The following is an 18,528-nucleotide window of genomic DNA, read 5'->3' on the forward strand; positions in this document are numbered from 1 at the left end:
GTGCAAGGGCGGGTGTGATACTTGAAGTCGACGATGATTATCAGAGACTGATATGCTCGGTCGGAATTACATCTCGGGATTGAACATGAAGCGGTGCATCGTTGGTATTCATCGACCAAATGGCGCGGGCCATCATCGACCGAGGAGCGAGATGCCGCAGATTTGGTTCAGTTCGTTGGCGTCGCTTGCTGCTGTGCTCTCAGACGACAACCGTCGTTTGCTGCGATTAATCCATGAGAAGCACCCGAAATCATTAACAGAGCTGGCTGAACTCAGCGGCCGTAAGGTCCCGAATCTGTCACGCACCTTGCGTCTAATGGCGGATTACGGTCTGGTCTCGTTGCAGCGCAATGTCCGGGACGTCCAACCGACCGTACTGGCTATCGAGTTCTTGGTCGTATTGGATTGATGGGCATGAACATGAGAGGGAACACGATGGTCAGGATGTGGATGGTACGCGGCGAAGGTGGCAGCCTGTACGATGCTTTTCGGGAGCGCGGCATTGCAGCCGTGGGCTGGAACCAACTGGCGGCACATGCCAAGCCTGGAGTCGGACGTAAACAGTTGATCGCTCGGTACCAGTCCATTGAACCCCAGGCAAAACAAGGGACGGTTATCTCGGGCGCATCTCAAGTCTGGCGGTTCGTCAATGACATACAGGATGGCGATTGGGTCTTAACCTATTCGCCGGCTAATCGACTGTATTCAATTGGCAAGGTCACCGGTCCGGCCGAGCACCATCCCGAGTGGGGCGAGCAAGGTATGCCGCTGGTGCGCAAGGTGCAATGGCAAGAGCAGGACCTGCCGCGCGACAATTTGGGCACCAGCACCAAAAACAGCCTGGGTTCGACCCTGACCCTGTTCGAGGTGCCGTCCAATGCAGCAGCGGAAGTGCTGGCCGCGCTGAAGGGTAAACCCGCGCCAGCAGTGGAAAATGAATCCGAGGATGTCATTGCCGATCCACTCTCCGATATTGGATCGCAGGCACTGGAGCGTATCAAGGACCGGGTCAATGAACTGGACTGGGACGACATGCAGCAACTGGTCGCTGGCATCCTGCGCGCCATGGGCTACAAGACCCAAGTGTCTCCACCTGGCTCAGACCGTGGTAAGGACATCGTAGCCTCGCCCGACGGTTTTGGTTTCGAGCATCCGCGGATCGTGGTGGAGGTCAAGCACCGAAAGGGGCAGATGGGCAGCCAAGAAGTACGCAGCTTTCTTGGTGGCCGCCACAAGGATGATCGCGGGCTGTACGTCAGTACTGGCGGTTTCACCAAGGACGCTCAATACGAAGCCGACCGCGCCTCGATACCGCTGGCGATGTGGACACTAGACCATGTGGTCCGCGCATTGATCGAACACTACGACGCCACCGACGCCGAGACCAAACGAGTCGTTCCGTTGAAACGGTTGTATTGGCCTGCTTGACGCTATACACATAATTTCTTCTGGCGTGTACTCCCATGTGAGCCAGGCCCTTTGAACTAGGAAAACCGTATGACCAGTACCCAACAAAGAGCCGCCCTGCGACGTCAAATCTGGGCCATCGCCAATGACGTGCGTGGCGCAGTCGACGGCTGGGATTTCAAGCAATATGTGCTCGGCACCTTGTTCTATCGCTTCATCAGCGAGAACTTCGTTGACTACATCAGCGGTGGTGATAGCACGGTCGATTATGCTGCCATGGAAGATGACAATCCGCTGATTTCCGCTGTCAAAGACGACGCAATCAAGACCAAGGGCTATTTCATTGCGCCCAGCCAGTTGTTTAGTAACGTCGCCGCCAAGGCCAGCACCAACGATAGTCTGAACACCGATTTGGCACGCATCTTTGCCGCCATCGAGGGTTCAGCCAATGGTTACGCCTCCGAGCAGGACATCAAAGGCCTGTTCGCTGACTTCGACACCACCAGCAATCGCCTGGGCAGTACTGTTCCTGACAAGAACAGGCGCTTGGCGGACGTGCTCAAGGGAGTGAGTAAGCTGGAGTTTGGCAGCTTCGATGCTAGCCATATCGATTTGTTCGGCGACGCCTACGAATTTCTTATCTCCAACTACGCCGCCAATGCCGGTAAGTCCGGCGGGGAATTCTTTACCCCGCAGCATGTGTCCAGGCTGATCGCCCAACTGGCCATGCACAAGCAGACCAGTGTCAACAAGATCTACGACCCGGCATGTGGCTCAGGCTCGCTGCTGCTGCAAGCCAAAAAGCACTTCGATGCTCACGTTATCGAGGATGGATTCTTCGGTCAGGAGGTGAATCACACCACCTACAACTTGGCGCGGATGAACATGTTTTTGCATAACATCAACTACGACAAGTTCAACATCCAGTTGGGCGACACGCTGCGTAATCCGCACTTTGCCGATGACAAGCCCTTTGATGCCATCGTGTCCAACCCGCCCTATTCGGTGAAATGGATCGGCAGTGATGACCCCACTTTGATCAATGACGACCGGTTTGCGCCGGCCGGCGTGCTAGCGCCCAAATCCAAAGCGGACTTCGCCTTTGTTCTGCATGCACTCAGCTACCTTTCGGCCAAGGGCCGCGCTGCTATCGTCTGCTTCCCCGGTATTTTCTATCGGGGCGGTGCCGAGCAGAAGATCCGCCAATACCTAGTTGACAACAACTATGTGGAGACGGTGATTTCGCTGGCACCCAACCTGTTCTTCGGCACCACCATTGCCGTGACCATTCTGGTGCTGGCAAAAAACAAAACTGACACCGACATCCAGTTCATCGACGCCAACGCGCTGTTCAGGAAAGGCATCAACAACAACTCGCTGGAAGATGCGCATATCGAGCTCATCATGCGGGTGTTCGACAACAAGGAGAATGTCGATTATTTCGCGCAGTCAGTGCCGTTAGAGAAGGTAGCCGCCAACAACTATAACCTGTCGGTCAGCACTTATGTGGAAGTCAGGGATACCCGCGAAGTAGTGGATATTGCAAAGCTCAATGCCAAGCTAAAAACCACCGTCGCCCGAATCGATCAGCTGCGTAGGGATATTGATGTCATAGTCGCGGAGATTGAAGGTGAGGAGTTGGAGGCATGAGCAGCGTTAATTATTTAGACACGCTGCTGGATGGGGCGGCGGTGGAGTGGAGGGCGTTGGGGGAAGTAGCCAAAAAAATTTCGTCTGGCGGAACTCCTAAAACTGGAGTCGCGGAATTTTGGGAAGACGGCACAATTCCTTGGATGAGTTCGGGTGAGGTTAATTTAGAAACGATATATAAAACCGAAAGCTTTATTACCGAGTTGGGAATGAGAAATTCCAGCGCCAAGTTCGTTCCAAAGAAATCACTCGTGATTGCGTTAGCGGGGCAAGGTAAAACTCGTGGGAAAGTTGCAAGGACAAGAATTGAGTTAACTACCAATCAGTCACTCGCATCGGTTACTGTTGACGAAAAAATTGTTAATTCTGACTATCTGTACCACTTCTTGAAAACTCAATACGAGAGTTTGCGAAAAATATCTTCGGGAAGTGGCGCTCGTGGCGGTCTTAACTTACAGATGATTTCAAACTACAAGTTCCCCATTCCCTGCCCGGATATGCCGGGAAAGTCGCTTGAGATTCAGGCCGAAATCGCACGAATATTGGATACTTTTTCTGAGCTGACCACCGAGCTAACCGCCGAGCTAACCGCCCGCAAACAACAATACAGCTATTATCGCGACCGGTTGTTGAGTTTTGAGGAAAAGGTAGAAGTGGAGGTGGAGTGGAGGGCGCTGGGGGATATTGGCGAATTCATTCGTGGGAAGCGATTTACGAAAGCTGATTACGTCGAAGAAGGTATTAGCGTCATCCACTACGGTGAAATTTACACCCAATATGGTGTGTGGGCCGATCACGCGTTTTCAAAGGTTCGAGATGACATGGCTGGTTCGCTGCGCTATGCCGAGCCAGATGACGTTGTTATAGCCGGCGTTGGTGAAACCGTGGAAGATGTAGGCAAGGCTGTCGCGTGGCTAGGAACTCAGAGGGTGGCCATTCACGACGATAGCTATGCTTTTCGTCACTCGATGAATCCAAAGTATATTTCCTACGCGATGCAAACAGCTTCATTCAATTCTCAGAAGACGAAGCATGTGTCTAGCGGAAAAGTTAAACGCCTACTCATCGAGGGTATAAAAAAAGAAGTGCTGATCCCTGTTCCATACCCCGATGATCCTGAAAGATCGCTAGCGGAACAGGCTCGCATCGTCGGCGCTCTGGACAAGTTTGACACCCTCACCAACTCGATGAGCGAAGGCTTGCCCCGCGAGATCGAGCTGCGCCAGAAGCAATACGAGCATTACCGCGATTTGCTGCTGAGCTTTCCCAAGCCGGAAGAGACGGTGGCCTGAAATGAGCAAGACGTTGACCGAGATCGCCGAGCAGTTAAAGAGCGCCAACAAGAAGGTCCAGCTGATCTATGCCTTCAACGGCACGGGCAAGACACGCCTGTCGCGCGAGTTTAAACAGTTGGTCGCAAAGGGCGACGGTGAAGAGGCGTTTGATACGCCGGCGGTGTCGCGCCACAAAATTATCTACTTCAGTGCTTTTACCGAAGACCTGTTCTATTGGGATAACGACTTGGCGCTGGATACTGAGCCTAGGCTGAGGATTCAGCCCAACTCATTCACGGACTGGCTGCTAGCGATGCTTCGTGACCTAGGGCAGGACGGCAACATTGCTAGATACTTCCAGCATTATACAAGCGACAAACTTACCCCACATTTCAGTGCAGACTTTTCGGAAGTCACTTTTACGCAGGAGCGCGGTGACGACCAAAGCTCGGGGAATCTTAAGATTTCCAAGGGTGAAGAAAGCAATTTTATCTGGAGTATTTTTTACACGTTGCTGGACCAGATCGTCAGCACGCGCAATGTGCCTGAGCCGGAGGACCGTGAGACGCGGGAGTTCGATCAGTTGGAGTATGTGTTCATTGATGACCCGGTGAGTTCGCTGGACGAAAACCATCTTATTGAGCTGGCGGTCAATCTTGCAGGGCTGATCAAGGCCTGTCCCTCGGACCTGAAATTCGTCATCACCACCCACAGCCCGCTTTTCTACAACGTGCTGCACAATGAGCTTGGCCTCAGCAAGGGTGGCAAGAAAGAGGGTTGCTATTTACTGGGCCGTCTGGATGACGGTAGCTTTGATTTGTGTGTCAAGTACGGCGACTCCAACAAGAGTTTTTCTTACCATCTCCACTTGCGGCAGACCCTTGAGCAAGCAATTGCCGCTGGTCAGGTACAGCGCTATCACTTCACCCTGCTGCGCAACCTCTACGAAAAAACTGCCAGCTTTCTGGGTTATCCGCAATGGTCGGCGCTTTTGCCTGACGACAAGCAGGCTTACCTAAACCGCATTATGCAGTTCACCAGCCACAGCACGCTCTCCAATGAGAGCGTCACTGAGCCAACCCCGCAAGAAAAGCAGACGGTCAAGTTGCTGCTGGACCATCTGTTGGCCAACTACGGCTATTGGCAACAGGAAGAGGCGCCGGGCGTCTGATCGAGTGACGAGATTTGTTGTCGTGACGTTGGAAAGGAACAACGCATGGGCGAAATAACCCGCACCAGAGATTACTGACAGGCGCTGGCTACCATCAAGCAGCATGTTCAACGCTCGCAGAAGGCCTGTGGGTTCAGCCGGAGTACATTGGCAAGCTCAATTTCTAGCTGTCCGCCGTGGACGACCAGTTGCGTGCCGCAGATGACCAGCCGACCATTGGCGTGATCCTGTGTAAAGACAAGGACAAATTGGATGTGAAGTGCGCGTTGAGTGATATCCACAAATCAATGGGCGTTAGCTCATTCATCACCAAGGACATTCCACTCGAAGTGCAGTTGCAATTGCCGACAGTGGAGCAAATTGTAAGCGAACTCGCACAGAAACCTGGGGAGACCCCAAGCAATGACTGATTACAAGACCATCGCCGAGTCCAACGCCTTCATCGTGCTCGACAGGTTCGTCAGAGAATGGAAAGTTGCCGAGAGCTACCAGAGCGAAGGCGATCTTGAGCGCGAGTTCATCCAGGATCTGGTCAATCAGGGCTATGAGCATTCCAGCGGGCTGAAGACGATGCCAGCCCTGCTGGCCAATGTGCGCACACAGTTGCAGGCGCTGAACGGCGTCGAATTTTCCAACGCCGAGTGGGCGCGCTTCGTGGAAAGCTGGCTGGATAAGCCCAGCGACAGCATCCTCGACAAGACCCGCAAGGTTCACGACGACCATGTACACGACTTCGTGTTCGATGACGGGCGTATCCAGAATATCTATCTGCTGGACAAGAAGAACCTGGCCCGCAACAAGATGCAGGTTATCAAGCAGTTCGAGCAGGCGGGCAGCCACGCCAACCGTTACGATGTGACTATTCTGGTTAATGGCCTTCCGCTGGTGCAGGTGGAGTTGAAGAAGCGTGGCGTGGCGATCCGCGAAGCCTTCAATCAGGTGCACCGCTACAGCAAGGAGAGCTTCAACACCGAGCATTCGCTGTTCAGGTATCTGCAGCTGTTCGTGATCTCCAATGGCACCGATACGCGCTACTTCGCCAACACCACGCGGCGCAACAAGCACAGTTTCGACTTCACCATGAACTGGGCGCAGGCCGACAACAGCCCGATCAAGGATCTGGAGGACTTCACCGCGACCTTCTTCCAGAAGCGCACCCTGCTCGATGTACTACTCACCTACTCGGTATTCGATGTCAGCAACACCCTGCTGGTGATGCGCCCGTACCAGATTGCCGCCACCGAGCGCATCCTGTGGAAGATTCGCAGTGCCAGGCAGGCCAAGCGCTGGAACGGCACCGAGGGCGGTGGTTATATCTGGCACACTACCGGCTCGGGCAAGACGCTGACCAGCTTCAAGGCTGCGCGCCTAGCCACCGAGCTGGAGTTCATCGACAAGGTATTCTTCGTGGTGGATCGCAAGGATCTGGATTACCAGACCATGAAGGAGTACCAGCGTTTTTCACCCGACAGCGTCAATGGCTCTGAAAGCACCGCAGGCCTCAAGCGCAACCTGGACAAGGACGACAACAAGATCATCGTCACCACCATCCAGAAGCTTAACAACCTTATGAAGACCGAAGGTGACCTGCCGGTGTACCACCAGCAGGTGGTGTTCATATTCGACGAGTGCCACCGCAGCCAGTTTGGCGAGGCGCAGAAGAATCTGAAGAAGAAGTTCAAGTGCTTCTATCAGTTCGGCTTCACCGGCACGCCGATCTTCCCAAAAAATGCGCTGGGCGCCGATACAACCGCTAGCGTGTTTGGCCGCGAGTTGCATTCCTATGTGATTACCGATGCCATCCGTGACGAGAAGGTGCTCAAGTTCAAGGTGGACTACAACGATGTCCGTCCACAGTTCAAGGCTCTGGAAGCCGAGCAGGACGAGAAGAAGCTCAGCGCTGCGGAGAACCGTCAGGCTTTGCTCCACCCGACGCGCATTCGCGAAATCTCGCAGTATCTGCTCACGCATTTTCGCCAGAAGACCCATCGTTTGCAGGGCACAAACAAGGGCTTCAACGCCATGTTCGCGGTCAGCAGCGTTGATGCTGCCAAAGCGTACTACGAGACGTTGCAGAAACTGCAGGAAGGCAGCGACAAGCCGCTGCGCATCGCCACCATCTTCTCCTTCGCCCCCGATGAAGAACAGGACGCCATTGGCGACATTGTCGATGAAAGCTTCGAAGTATCGGCAATGGATAGCACCGCTAAAGAGTTCCTGAGCACGGCGATTGCTGACTACAACGCGTTGTTCAAAAGCAGTTTCGGCGTGGACAGCAGGGGCTTCCAGAACTATTACCGCGACCTGGCAAAGCGTGTGAAGGATCAGGACATCGACCTGCTGATCGTAGTAGGCATGTTCCTGACCGGCTTTGATGCACCAACGCTCAACACGCTGTTCGTCGACAAAAACTTGCGCTATCACGGCCTGATCCAGGCCTTTTCACGTACCAACCGCATCTTCGATGCCACCAAAACTTTCGGTAACATCGTCACCTTTCGCGATCTGGAGCAGGCCACGGTCGACGCCATCACGCTGTTCGGCGACAAGAATACGCGCAACGTGGTGCTGGAAAAAAGTTATAAGGAGTATATGCAGGGCTTCACCGACACGATGACCGGTGAGGCGCGGCGTGGCTTCATGGATGTAGTGACGGAGCTGGAGCAGCTTTTTCCCGACCCAGCGAACATCATCAAGGAATCGGAGAAGAAAGGTTTCGTCAAGTTGTTCGGCGATTACCTGCGCGTGGAAAACGTGCTGCAGAACTACGACGAGTTTGCCGCGCTCAAGGCGCTGCAGACGGTCGATATCAGTGATGCTCAGGCCTTGGAAGCATTTAAGCTTGAACACCACCTGGATGATGAGAAGCTAGCCGAGCTGCAGACCATCCGCCTGCCTTTCGAGCGCAAGGTCCAGGACTATCGCTCCACCTACAATGACATCCGGGATTGGCTGCGGCGAGAGAAAGCGGGTAACGAAGTAGGCAAGTCCACCATTGACTGGGACGATGTGGTTTTCGAGGTGGACCTGCTCAAGTCGCAGGAAATCAACTTAGATTACATCCTCGAGCTGATCTTCGAGAAGAACAAGAAAGTCAAGGGCAAGGCGGAACTGGTCGAGGACATGCGCCGGGTGATTCGTGCCAGCCTGGGCAATCGCGCCAAAGAAAGCCTAGTGGTGGACTTCATCAACCAGACCGAGCTTGATGGGATTGCTGACAAGGCTAGTGTGATCGACGCATTTTACACTTTTGCCCAATCAGAACAGCGGCGCGAGGCGCAAGAGCTGATCAACGATGAGGAACTGAATGAAGGGGCAGCTAAACGCTACATCGCCACTTCTCTAAAAAGGGAGTTTGCTAGCGATAATGGAACTGAGCTTAATGCGATCTTGCCAAAAATGAGTCCCCTTAATCCGAAATATCTTCAGAAGAAGCGAGCTGCCTTCCAGAAGATCGCCGCTTTTGTTGAAAAATTCAAAGGTGTAGGTGGAAATTTATAATGTAGCAGCAGGGCTAGTATATGGATCGAACCAAGTGCTCTCAGACAGCCCATGCGCTGAGATGCAGTTTGATTGACAATTCGCCCGATGCTTTGTCCTCATATAGTGCTTCCTCCCTGGCGTCAGAAAAGGGGACAGTTTTAGTTTCACCCACGCTGAAGTCGCAGAGTTATTGGCGAATGTCCCAGCGGCGAAACTTAGCAGCGCTGGCAGCTTGCCGCCGTTGGAGCAAGTATTGCAGGCCATCGTTAAGCGGCGTAACACAGCGGCCGTCGATAAGACGCTGCTGGCACTGCACAAACGATTCCGAAGGAAATTTGCCGTTCGGCTGGAGGCATTGCTAAAACACTAAATCGTCGCCCACAAAAAAGCCCCACATCTCTCAACCTGGGGCTCTTCCTTTTCACATCTGGTGCACCCGGCGGGATTCGAACCCACGACCCCTGCCTTCGGAGGGCAGTACTCTATCCAGCTGAGCTACGGATGCTTGTGCGGGCGACATCATACCCATGTCGACCTGATGCGTCCATTCCGGCATTTCCCCCGCCCCCTGTCGTCCATTTCCGACAAAAAATGGCTAATCGCCACCCTCATTCACAACTCCCCGCGCCGCACGTCCCTTTGTTTGCTTTGCTCTTGTGGCTTTAACCCGCTTCCACGCCGCAATTCCTCAGGTGAACGCATGCATTCCAAAGGAACCGTGATGCTCGATCTCCCGCTCAGACAAACCCTGCTGGCTCGCTCCGATTTGTTTCGAGGTATGCCGGAGCATCTCTTGCGCTACGTGGCCACCCATATGGTGGAGCGCACGCTGGATGATCGTGAGCTGTTGTATTTCAAGGATGACACCCTCGAATTCATTGCGCTGGTGGTGGAGGGGCGGATTTATTCGGTGGTGCATGGGCCCGATGGGCGCGAGCAGATTATCGGCAGTACCGGGGCCGGGCAGGTGGTGGGGGAGACGGCGTTGATCAAGGATCATGGGCGCGAGTCTTCTACCTTTGCCAGCGGGCCCACGCGTTTGTTGCAGTTGGGTAGCCGGCATTTTGCTGTGTTGTTTGAGGAGCCGGTGTTTCTGCGGCGCCTGTTGATGCTGATGATGCTGAGGTTACTGCACGCCATCGAGTTGCTGGAGTTGGTGTGCCTGCATCGGCTGGAGTCGCGGTTGGCGCGGTTTTTGTTGGCCAACCTGGGTGAGATCGACCTGGCGTTGGCCTTGCCCAGTGTGTCGTTGCCCGCAAGCCAAGGGGTGTTGGCGTCGATGCTGAATACCAGCCGGCCCAAGCTGAATGTGCAGCTGCAAGTGTGGCGGCGCAGTGGGGTGATCAGCGGCGATCTGGAGCGCATGGTGATCAATGATGTCGAGCAGTTGCGGCGCAAGGCTTTTGCGCTGAATTAGTTGTGGCGGTGTTCCCCAGGTAACAGCGTACCCCCGTCGAGCCCTCGCAGACTGGCGCTTCATCAAGGATGCACAGGAGTGCTGGCGATGGGGATGACTGTTCAGTTCAAGGATCAATGGGCCGCCGATGACCGTTTGTTCGAAGCGAGTTGGCGCGCTGTGCACGGCGAGCTCAGGCGCCGGGCGTTGCGGAGGGCCAAGGGCAATCTGGATCAGGGCCAGGAGTGGTTGGCGGCCACGGCGATCAAGGCCCTGTTGTTTTTTCGGCGCTCGCCGGAGCGCATTCGTGACCCCGAGGGGTTTCTGTTTCTGGTGCTCGATCATGTGTTTCTCGACAGCCTGCGGCGCAGCAAGCGCGAGGGGCGGCTGTTCGATGATTCGGTGGACCTTGAACACGATCACCTGGCCGCGCTCGCCGCGCCCTGCGCTTCGGTGCTGGAGCGGGTGGAATGTTATGAGCGCCTGGAGCAGATCGAGGCGCATGTTGCACGGTTACCGCTGTTGCAGCAGCGCTTGTTCGAGATGCGTTTTGTCGACGACCTGCCTTACCCGCAAATTGCCGCCGAGCTGCACGTGAAGCTGCCGCTGGTGCGCAAGCGTGTGCAACTGCTGCGCAGTGCCTTGCGCTGAAGGCGATTCACAGACGTTGGCGTGGGGCGTTCTAGTGGTATGAGCGCAGCACGCCGCCGCTATCCACACCCAAACCTGGGTGAATGCCATCAAGGAGAGATGTATGACAGAGGTCAACAGCCAGATCACCGACGCGGTCACTCAAACCAACGTCAAGGTGGTGGCCGAGGCGCCAGCCCAGGCCATCGCGTCCCTGTACCAGGTGGCCAGCAGCGCGGCGGGCCTGTCGTTGCAGAACGCGGTCAACAGCCAGCAGGCGATGAATCAGATTTCCAACGCGGTGATCTCCAAGGCCGTGGCGCTGATCATGCAGATTGGCGAGAAGGGCTGAGCCCTCGGGAGATCGATTATGTCGTGGTTCAGCAGAAAGAAACCCGCCGCCTCCCAAGCAACGCCCGCCGCCGACCCACCTGCGTCGGCGCCCGCCGCACCGGCCTCGCGCTCGATCATGGCGCGCATGAACGAGCACCTGCTCAACCAGGTGAGCACGCCGTCATCCGACAGTACGGCGGCGCTCAATAGCCAGATCGTGCAGGCGGTGCAGTTCACTAACGCGCAGAACTTTGCCTATGCGCCGGCGCAGATCGCGGTACCGGCCGACATGATGATCAGCCAGGCGGCCGGGCTGGTGGCGCAAGCGGCGGCGGGGTACTTCGACGGGGTCAGCAAGATCGCCCTGGCGGCCCAGGCCGTGCTGCTCCAGCAAATGACCGAGAACATCGTCAAGGACAACCTGCCGGCCGCTGCCGAAGACGCCTTGGGCGCCCTGGCCACCGACCTGCTGGTGGGCGCCGCTGCCGCTGTGGCTGCCGCTGCCGGTGCAATGGAGGCCGAAGCCGCCAGCGTGGCCATCGACAAGATCGACCAGAGCATCGCCAAGTACGCCGACACCTTGGCCAACCGGGCCGCGCCAGCGGCCTGAACCGAGCACAGCGCTTCGGCGTTCTGCTGGAGCGGTGCAACAGCAACTTGAAAGCAACTTTTCTTGAGTGAGGAGCGACATCATGGACGTTGGAGATCTTATTTTTTCGGTGAAGCAAGAAGATGACAGTACGACGCGGGCTTTCATCAAAGCCGGTCAGTTGGTCAAAGCCAAGGTGTTCTCACAGGACACGACGTATCTGAATGTGGTCCACCCGGCAATTGCGGTGAGCAAGACCATGGTGATCGAAAGCGTCGGCACTGGCCTGGCGTTGACTGACGTGAGCCTGGAAAAACCCCCTCGCACCGCCATGGTGTTTTCCTGCCGTGACACTGAGCTGGGGTTTGCGGCGGCGCTGGCGGCCAAGCAGTTTTATTTCGACAAGCTCGGCGATGAAATCGACGGCAGTTATAGCGCGTGGAACGCGATGCTTTCTGCATTCAAGAACTGGAAGGCCAACGACACCCTGCAGGCTCGGATCAATGAGTCGATAGCGATAGGCAGCGGTTCCTTTTGCTCACAATTCGCGGCCAACGCTTATGAGGTCGGCAACCTCTACAACGCGGCCAATCTGGTTCCGCCACCGCCGGCCATCTTCAATCGGCAACCCTCAGCGATGACACCGGCAGAGCTCGCGACGTTCTGTGCTGCGTCGCCGCGTTTTTTCTTTGCCGGTTTCTGGGAAGACGGCAGAGAGGTGCGGCTTTAGCGGCCCTTTTGCAGGCGACGTAAAACCCAAGGAGATCGACATGGCACCCCCTTCCACACCTTCGGTCCTGTCCACCGACGACCGCCAACGGCTCGAAGCGATGCTGCGCAACCCGCAGATTTTCGCCGGAACGCCCCAGGCCATCGTCGACGAAACCCTCAAGCGCGCTACCGAAGTGCTTGCGCAATCGAAGGCCAACGAACAAGCGCTCAAGATCGCTGCCCTGCAACGTGAAGCGGCCCTGCGCCAGGTGTTGGACGGCGCAGCTCCCGACCAGGATGCGCAACGCAAGGAAGTGCAGGCATTGATCCAAGGGTTGATCGCCCAGATTGAAGCGGCGCTGGGCCCCGCAGCGAAACCCTAAACCAGGTTTCACAGCGCCTGTTTCGCAACGTTCATTGATGAACACGGAATGCACCGTGTACTAAATAAGGAAATTGATCATGCCATTAGTCAACGAGCAAATTACCGACGCGGTCACCCAGACCAACGTCAAAGTGGTGGCCGAATCGCCTGCGATGGCGATGAGCACTATCTATCAATCCATGGCGCAGGCCACGGCGATTCTGTTCCAGAACGCGGTGTCGGCCCAGCAGCAGCAAAACACCCTGGCCCAGGCGGCCACCAACCAGGGCGTGATGCAGATCTACAGCGTCGATACCACCGCAGGTGCGGCGGCCACCGAGAAAGTCGCCCAGGGCGGCGTGTCGGATAACCTCACCAGCCTGTTGACCGTGCTCAAGTCGTTCCAGCCGTAAGCACTGAGCAATAACGGATGTTGTTCTTTCTCAACCCAGGAGTTTCAACCATGAGTACAGTCAGCCCGCAAATCACCGATGCCGTCACTCAGACCAACGTCAAGGTGGTTGCCGAATCACCCGCGATGGCCATGAGCACCATTTACCAATCCATGGGCCAGGCCACGGCAATCCTGTTCCAGAACTCGGTCTCGGCCCAACAGCAACAAAACACCCTGGCTCAGGCGGCCACCAACCAGGGCGTGATGCAGATCTACAGCGTCGACACCACCGCTGGCGCCGCCGCCACCGAGAAAGTCGCCCAGGGCGGCGTGGCCGACAACTTGACCAGCCTGTTGGCCGTGCTCAAGTCGTTCCAACCTTAAACTGCAGAGCCCCCAGCAGCCCCGGCGCCCACAAGGCTCCGGGGCTGTTGTCGTGTGGGCACTTGATCCGAAAGATGAATCAGATGCGCCATAATCGTTCTTTTTTTCGAACAGACTATTGCCCTGTACCCCCATTGATCCTAGGATTCGTTTGAGATTTCAAACGCTCTGTCTCCCGTGCGCTTTTCACCTATCCTGGCGTGCTGGACTGATTTCCCTGACGGCAGCCCAGGTTGATGTCGTGTAGGAGCGAGCTTGCTCGCGAAAATCGTTAACGATGACGTCGCGCTTCTGGTTTTACGCGGCGCCTTTGAATTTTTCGCGAGCAAGCTCGCTCCTACAAAGACATCGCCCACAAGGCGCCTTTCAACAACTCTAATTCGCTCCGCGTGCGCGCGGTGCTGTTAAGGAAAGCCGACATGCAGCTTAAAGACACCCAGTTGTTCCGCCAGCAAGCCTTTATCGATGGCGCTTGGGTCGATGCGGACAATGGTCAAACCATCAAGGTCAACAACCCGGCCACGGGCGAGATTCTCGGCACCGTGCCGAAGATGGGCGCCGCGGAAACCCGCCGCGCCATCGAAGCCGCCGACAAGGCCCTGCCTGCCTGGCGCGCACTCACCGCCAAGGAGCGCGCCAACAAGCTGCGCCGTTGGTATGAGCTGCTGATCGAAAACCAGGACGACCTCGGCCGCCTGATGACCCTCGAACAAGGCAAGCCGCTGGCCGAAGCCAAGGGCGAAATCGTCTACGCCGCTTCTTTTATCGAGTGGTTCGCTGAAGAAGCCAAGCGCATTTACGGCGACGTGATCCCCGGCCACCAGCCCGACAAGCGCCTGATCGTGATCAAGCAGCCTATCGGCGTGACCGCCGCCATCACCCCGTGGAACTTCCCTGCGGCGATGATCACCCGCAAAGCCGGCCCAGCCCTGGCCGCCGGTTGCACCATGGTGATCAAGCCGGCCTCGCAAACCCCGTTCTCGGCCCTGGCCCTGGTTGAGCTGGCGCACCGCGCCGGTATCCCCAAAGGCGTGCTCAGCGTAGTCACCGGCAGCGCTGGCGACATCGGCGGCGAGCTGACCAGCAACCCCATCGTGCGTAAATTGTCCTTCACCGGCTCGACCGAAATTGGTCGCCAACTGATGGCCGAATGCGCCAAGGACATCAAGAAAGTCTCCCTGGAGCTGGGCGGTAACGCACCGTTCATCGTGTTCGACGACGCTGACCTGGATAAGGCCGTCGAAGGCGCGATCATCTCCAAGTACCGCAACAACGGCCAGACCTGCGTCTGCGCCAACCGCCTGTACATCCAGGATTCGGTGTACGACGCCTTCGCTGAAAAGCTCAAGGTGGCGGTGACCAAACTGAAGATCGGTAACGGCCTGGAAGACGGCACCACCACCGGCCCGCTGATCGACGAAAAAGCCGTGGCCAAGGTGCAGGAACATATCGCTGATGCCCTGAGCAAAGGCGCCAAGTTGTTGGCCGGTGGCAAGGTGATGGAAGGCAACTTCTTCGAGCCGACCATCCTGGTCGACGTGCCGAAAAACGCCGCCGTGGCCAAGGAAGAAACCTTCGGCCCGCTGGCGCCGCTGTTCCGCTTCAAAGACGAAGCCGAAGTGATCGCCATGTCCAACGACACCGAGTTCGGCCTGGCTTCCTACTTCTACGCCCGCGACCTGGGCCGTGTGTTCCGTGTGGCCGAGGCCCTGGAATACGGTATGGTCGGCGTCAACACCGGGTTGATCTCCAACGAAGTGGCGCCGTTCGGCGGCATCAAGGCCTCCGGCCTGGGCCGTGAAGGCTCCAAGTACGGGATCGAGGACTACCTGGAAATCAAATACCTCTGCCTGGGTATCTAAGGCACGGGATTGCAGTAAACGCAGAGGGCACGAGAGCGCTGCCCCTTTGCGTGTTTCACATGGTTATTCGCAGTGGCCGGGAAAGCTGTGGCAGTCGATCATCGCATGCTGCCGTAGTTGCCTCCCCGCCACCTATCCTTGAGCCACGCCGCCCGATGAGCGGCGAATGAGGACTTTATGAGCAAGACCAACGCATCCCTGATGAAACGCCGCGAAGCCGCTGTACCGCGCGGTGTTGGCCAGATTCACCCGATCTTCGCTGACTCCGCGAAGAACGCCACCGTGACCGACGTTGAAGGTCGCGAGTTCATCGACTTCGCCGGCGGTATCGCCGTGCTGAACACCGGCCACGTGCACCCGAAAATCATCGCGGCCGTGACCGAGCAACTCAACAAGCTGACCCACACCTGCTTCCAGGTATTGGCCTACGAGCCCTACGTAGAAGTGTGTGAGAAAGTCGCTGCCAAAGTGCCAGGTGATTTCGCCAAGAAAACCCTGTTGGTCACCACCGGTTCCGAAGCGGTGGAGAACGCCGTGAAGATCGCCCGCGCCGCCACGGGCCGTGCCGGTGTGATCGCCTTCACCGGCGCCTACCACGGCCGCACCATGATGACCCTGGGCCTCACCGGTAAGGTCGTGCCTTACTCGGCCGGCATGGGCTTGATGCCGGGCGGCGTGTTCCGTGCGCTGTACCCGAACGAACTGCACGGTGTGAGCGTCGACGACTCCATCGCCAGCATCGAGCGCATCTTCAAGAACGATGCCGAGCCGCGTGATATCGCCGCCATCATCATCGAGCCGGTGCAGGGCGAGGGCGGCTTCTACGTCGCGCCGAAAGCCTTCATGAAGCGCCTGCGCGAACTGTGCGACAAGCACGGCATCCTGTTGATCGCCGACGAAGTGCAAACCGGTGCCGGCCGTACCGGTACCTTCTTCGCCATGGAACAGATGGGCGTTGCCGCCGACCTGACCACCTTCGCCAAATCCATCGCGGGCGGCTTCCCGCTGGCCGGTGTGTGCGGCAAGGCCGAGTACATGGACGCCATCGCTCCAGGCGGCCTGGGCGGCACCTATGCCGGTAGCCCGATTGCCTGCGCAGCAGCCCTGGCCGTGATGGAAGTGTTCGAAGAAGAGCACCTGCTGGACCGCTGCAAGGCCGTGGGCGAGCGCCTGGTGACTGGCCTCAAGGCCATCCAGGCCAAGTACCCGGTGATCGGCGAAGTGCGTGCCCTGGGCGCGATGATCGCGGTCGAGCTGTTCGAAGACGGCGACACCCACAAGCCAAACGCTGCCGCTGTTGCCTCCGTGGTAGCCAAGGCACGTGACAAGGGCCTGATCCTGCTGTCCTGCGGCACCTACGGCAACGTGTTGCGCGTACTGGTGCCGCTCACCTCGCCGGACGAGCAGTTGGACAAAGGCCTGGCGATCATCGAAGAGTGCTTCTCCGAACTCTGACCAACCTTAGTCACTGTGGCGAGGGAGCTTGCTCCCGCTGGGGCGCGAAGCGGCCCCGCTCTTTGATTTGGGACTGCTGCGCAGTCCAGCGGGAGCAAGCTCCCTCGCCACAGGTTACAGCCCGTACAAAAAAACCGCTTCGGCGGTTTTTTTGTGCCTGCTTCATTGTACGCACGCGCCTGCATTGTCTAAGGTGCAAGCATTGCCGATGGAGCGTGCTGGATGACTGCTGTTGATTTACCCGCTGTACCCCGAGTGTTAATCGCCGAAGCAGACCCTTGGTCGCGGGATCTGCTCAAGCAAGTGCTGTTGAATGTGCGCTGTGACGCACGGCTGGATGTGTGCGCCGATGGGCAGCACGCCGCCACGCTGTTGGGCGAAAAAACCTATGACCTGATCCTGGCGGATTGGGAGTTGCCGGGCGTGGATGGCTTGAGTCTGCTGCGCAGCGTGCGCCAGAAGCGCCGTTCGCTGCCGTTTATCTTGCTGAGCAGTCGTAACGACAGCGCCAGCGTGCGCGAAGCCTTGCCCCTGGCGCCCACCGCCTACCTGACCCGCCCGCTGAACATGGAAAGCCTGACCCAGCGCTTGCAAGACCTGCTGCTCAACGAAGGCGAAAGCGTGTACTGCGAAATCCCACCGCTGGCGCCGGGCATGACCTTGCCAGCCTTCCTCGAGCGGCGCCGCGAGGTCTGCGATGGGGCGCCGTTGCGTGTGGATGTGAAAACCGCCGTGCAACGCAGCCTGGGGCCCGAAGGCCTGGACCTCAAGCAGTTGGAAGACCAGGTGCACAGCGACCCGCAAATCACCGCCGTATTGATCGCCGCCGCCAACAGCGCCGGCTACCACGGCACGCCAGTGCAGACCCTGTCAGAGGCCCTGCATAAGTTGGTGCCCGGCCAGAGCATGAACCTCATCCTGGGCCTGGCGCTCAAGCACAACGTGGTGTTGGGCGACCCTGGGCTGGTGGCCTACGCCGAGCGGCACTGGCAATTGTCCCAGGACAGCGCCGACTACGCCCGGCGCCTGGCGCGCATGCTGGAGCTCGACCACCAGCGCTGCTACAGCGCCTGCATCCTGCATCGCTTGGGCGACCTGGCCTTGTTGCGCTGCCTGGAAGACTGGCGCCAGGGCGGCGGCGCCCTGGATGATGAAGCCATCGGCGAATCTCTCGACGCCTTTGGCGCCGCCTACGGTTCGGCGTTGCGCACGCGTTGGCGCTTGCCGCTGGAGTTGCGGCAGTTGATCGCAGGGATCTATTCACTGGAAGGCGGGGTGTATTCGCGCGAAGCCCTGGTGGTGAACCTGGCGGTGCAAATGGCGCGGCTGACCGAGCACGAAGGGCTGGAAGAACTGGCTGGCAGCAAGACGGCGCGGCTGCTCAAGGTCGGCTTGTCGGAACTGACCCGAGTGCGCAAAACCTGA

18 protein-coding genes and 1 tRNA gene are annotated in these 18,528 nt (G+C 57.5%); 18 read left to right on the plus strand and 1 reads right to left on the minus strand.

What is annotated here, in order from left to right:
- Positions 1-52 precede the first annotated feature (52 nt).
- From GIV26_RS23520 to GIV26_RS23550, 7 genes are all read left to right on the plus strand, one after another.
- On the plus strand, positions 53-409 hold the full coding sequence (locus GIV26_RS23520; protein WP_236282406.1) for an HVO_A0114 family putative DNA-binding protein: 357 nt from the start codon (positions 53-55) through the stop codon (positions 407-409).
- Positions 410-435: 26 nt separating this feature from the next.
- Entirely contained in the window at positions 436-1,428 is a 993-nt protein-coding gene (locus GIV26_RS23525; RefSeq protein WP_236282431.1) for a restriction endonuclease, read from the plus strand.
- A gap of 69 nt (positions 1,429-1,497) precedes the next feature.
- Positions 1,498-3,057, plus strand: coding sequence for a type I restriction-modification system subunit M (locus tag GIV26_RS23530; RefSeq protein WP_236282408.1), 1,560 nt, complete (start codon positions 1,498-1,500; stop codon positions 3,055-3,057).
- On the plus strand, positions 3,054-4,349 hold the full coding sequence (locus tag GIV26_RS23535; protein WP_236282410.1) for a restriction endonuclease subunit S: 1,296 nt from the start codon (positions 3,054-3,056) through the stop codon (positions 4,347-4,349). The genes GIV26_RS23530 and GIV26_RS23535 overlap by 4 nt, the downstream gene beginning before the upstream one ends.
- 1 nt (position 4,350) lies before the next feature.
- Positions 4,351-5,502, plus strand: a complete 1,152-nt coding sequence (locus GIV26_RS23540) for an anticodon nuclease (RefSeq protein ID WP_236282412.1) — start codon at positions 4,351-4,353, stop codon at positions 5,500-5,502.
- Positions 5,503-5,678: 176 nt separating this feature from the next.
- Positions 5,679-5,912, plus strand: a complete 234-nt coding sequence (locus GIV26_RS23545) for a PDDEXK nuclease domain-containing protein (RefSeq protein WP_236282414.1) — start codon at positions 5,679-5,681, stop codon at positions 5,910-5,912.
- A complete protein-coding gene (locus GIV26_RS23550) occupies positions 5,905-9,003 on the plus strand; it encodes a type I restriction endonuclease subunit R (protein ID WP_236282416.1) in 3,099 nt (1,032 codons plus the stop codon). Before GIV26_RS23545 ends, GIV26_RS23550 begins: the two co-directional genes overlap by 8 nt.
- 410 nt (positions 9,004-9,413) lie before the next feature.
- Here the strand turns inward: GIV26_RS23550 and GIV26_RS23555 are convergent.
- A tRNA-Arg gene (locus GIV26_RS23555) sits at positions 9,414-9,490 on the minus strand.
- A gap of 195 nt (positions 9,491-9,685) precedes the next feature.
- Here GIV26_RS23555 and GIV26_RS23560 point away from each other — a divergent pair.
- The 11 genes from GIV26_RS23560 to GIV26_RS23610 all read left to right on the plus strand — a co-directional run bounded on the left by GIV26_RS23560 (position 9,686) and on the right by GIV26_RS23610 (position 18,528).
- On the plus strand, positions 9,686-10,402 hold the full coding sequence (locus tag GIV26_RS23560; RefSeq protein ID WP_158068757.1) for a Crp/Fnr family transcriptional regulator: 717 nt from the start codon (positions 9,686-9,688) through the stop codon (positions 10,400-10,402).
- Positions 10,403-10,489: 87 nt separating this feature from the next.
- Positions 10,490-11,032, plus strand: a complete 543-nt coding sequence (locus tag GIV26_RS23565; protein WP_172415492.1) for an RNA polymerase sigma factor — start codon at positions 10,490-10,492, stop codon at positions 11,030-11,032.
- Positions 11,033-11,135: 103 nt separating this feature from the next.
- A complete protein-coding gene (locus GIV26_RS23570) occupies positions 11,136-11,363 on the plus strand; it encodes a RebB family R body protein (RefSeq protein ID WP_003187543.1) in 228 nt (75 codons plus the stop codon).
- Positions 11,364-11,381: 18 nt separating this feature from the next.
- On the plus strand, positions 11,382-11,954 hold the full coding sequence (locus GIV26_RS23575; RefSeq protein ID WP_057978429.1) for a hypothetical protein: 573 nt from the start codon (positions 11,382-11,384) through the stop codon (positions 11,952-11,954).
- Between the two features lie 67 nt (positions 11,955-12,021).
- Positions 12,022-12,663: a hypothetical protein gene (locus GIV26_RS23580; protein WP_229999321.1), complete on the plus strand. Its 642-nt coding sequence runs from the start codon at positions 12,022-12,024 to the stop codon at positions 12,661-12,663.
- A 40-nt stretch (positions 12,664-12,703) separates the two neighbouring features.
- Entirely contained in the window at positions 12,704-13,027 is a 324-nt protein-coding gene (locus tag GIV26_RS23585) for a hypothetical protein (protein ID WP_236282418.1), read from the plus strand.
- A 79-nt stretch (positions 13,028-13,106) separates the two neighbouring features.
- On the plus strand, positions 13,107-13,421 hold the full coding sequence (locus tag GIV26_RS23590; protein ID WP_003187550.1) for a RebB family R body protein: 315 nt from the start codon (positions 13,107-13,109) through the stop codon (positions 13,419-13,421).
- 50 nt (positions 13,422-13,471) lie between these two features.
- Positions 13,472-13,786, plus strand: a complete 315-nt coding sequence (locus GIV26_RS23595; RefSeq protein ID WP_003187551.1) for a RebB family R body protein — start codon at positions 13,472-13,474, stop codon at positions 13,784-13,786.
- Between the two features lie 419 nt (positions 13,787-14,205).
- Positions 14,206-15,648, plus strand: coding sequence for an NADP-dependent succinate-semialdehyde dehydrogenase (gene gabD, locus GIV26_RS23600; protein ID WP_032894202.1), 1,443 nt, complete (start codon positions 14,206-14,208; stop codon positions 15,646-15,648).
- A gap of 177 nt (positions 15,649-15,825) precedes the next feature.
- The gene (gene gabT / locus GIV26_RS23605; RefSeq protein ID WP_014716416.1) at positions 15,826-17,103 is read left to right on the plus strand and encodes a 4-aminobutyrate--2-oxoglutarate transaminase; all 1,278 of its coding nucleotides are present in this window, start codon (positions 15,826-15,828) and stop codon (positions 17,101-17,103) included.
- A 222-nt stretch (positions 17,104-17,325) separates the two neighbouring features.
- Positions 17,326-18,528 carry an HDOD domain-containing protein gene (locus GIV26_RS23610; protein ID WP_034125447.1) on the plus strand — a complete coding sequence of 401 codons (1,203 nt, stop codon included), beginning with the start codon at positions 17,326-17,328 and terminating at the stop codon, positions 18,526-18,528.

The sequence above is a fragment of the Pseudomonas sp. PA-1-3F genome (assembly GCF_021609665.1).
Taxonomy (GTDB): Bacteria; Pseudomonadota; Gammaproteobacteria; order Pseudomonadales; family Pseudomonadaceae; genus Aquipseudomonas; species Aquipseudomonas paracarnis.

Coding starts and splice junctions, on each gene's coding strand:
- GIV26_RS23520 (WP_236282406.1), top strand. CDS start 53: ATGCTCGGTCGGAATTACATCTCGGGATTGAACATGAAGCGGTGCATC.
- GIV26_RS23525 (WP_236282431.1), top strand. CDS start 436: ATGGTCAGGATGTGGATGGTACGCGGCGAAGGTGGCAGCCTGTACGAT.
- GIV26_RS23530 (WP_236282408.1), top strand. CDS start 1,498: ATGACCAGTACCCAACAAAGAGCCGCCCTGCGACGTCAAATCTGGGCC.
- GIV26_RS23535 (WP_236282410.1), top strand. CDS start 3,054: ATGAGCAGCGTTAATTATTTAGACACGCTGCTGGATGGGGCGGCGGTG.
- GIV26_RS23540 (WP_236282412.1), top strand. CDS start 4,351: ATGAGCAAGACGTTGACCGAGATCGCCGAGCAGTTAAAGAGCGCCAAC.
- GIV26_RS23550 (WP_236282416.1), top strand. CDS start 5,905: ATGACTGATTACAAGACCATCGCCGAGTCCAACGCCTTCATCGTGCTC.
- GIV26_RS23560 (WP_158068757.1), top strand. CDS start 9,686: ATGCATTCCAAAGGAACCGTGATGCTCGATCTCCCGCTCAGACAAACC.
- GIV26_RS23565 (WP_172415492.1), top strand. CDS start 10,490: ATGGGGATGACTGTTCAGTTCAAGGATCAATGGGCCGCCGATGACCGT.
- GIV26_RS23570 (WP_003187543.1), top strand. CDS start 11,136: ATGACAGAGGTCAACAGCCAGATCACCGACGCGGTCACTCAAACCAAC.
- GIV26_RS23575 (WP_057978429.1), top strand. CDS start 11,382: ATGTCGTGGTTCAGCAGAAAGAAACCCGCCGCCTCCCAAGCAACGCCC.
- GIV26_RS23585 (WP_236282418.1), top strand. CDS start 12,704: ATGGCACCCCCTTCCACACCTTCGGTCCTGTCCACCGACGACCGCCAA.
- GIV26_RS23590 (WP_003187550.1), top strand. CDS start 13,107: ATGCCATTAGTCAACGAGCAAATTACCGACGCGGTCACCCAGACCAAC.
- GIV26_RS23595 (WP_003187551.1), top strand. CDS start 13,472: ATGAGTACAGTCAGCCCGCAAATCACCGATGCCGTCACTCAGACCAAC.
- gabD (WP_032894202.1), top strand. CDS start 14,206: ATGCAGCTTAAAGACACCCAGTTGTTCCGCCAGCAAGCCTTTATCGAT.
- gabT (WP_014716416.1), top strand. CDS start 15,826: ATGAGCAAGACCAACGCATCCCTGATGAAACGCCGCGAAGCCGCTGTA.
- GIV26_RS23610 (WP_034125447.1), top strand. CDS start 17,326: ATGACTGCTGTTGATTTACCCGCTGTACCCCGAGTGTTAATCGCCGAA.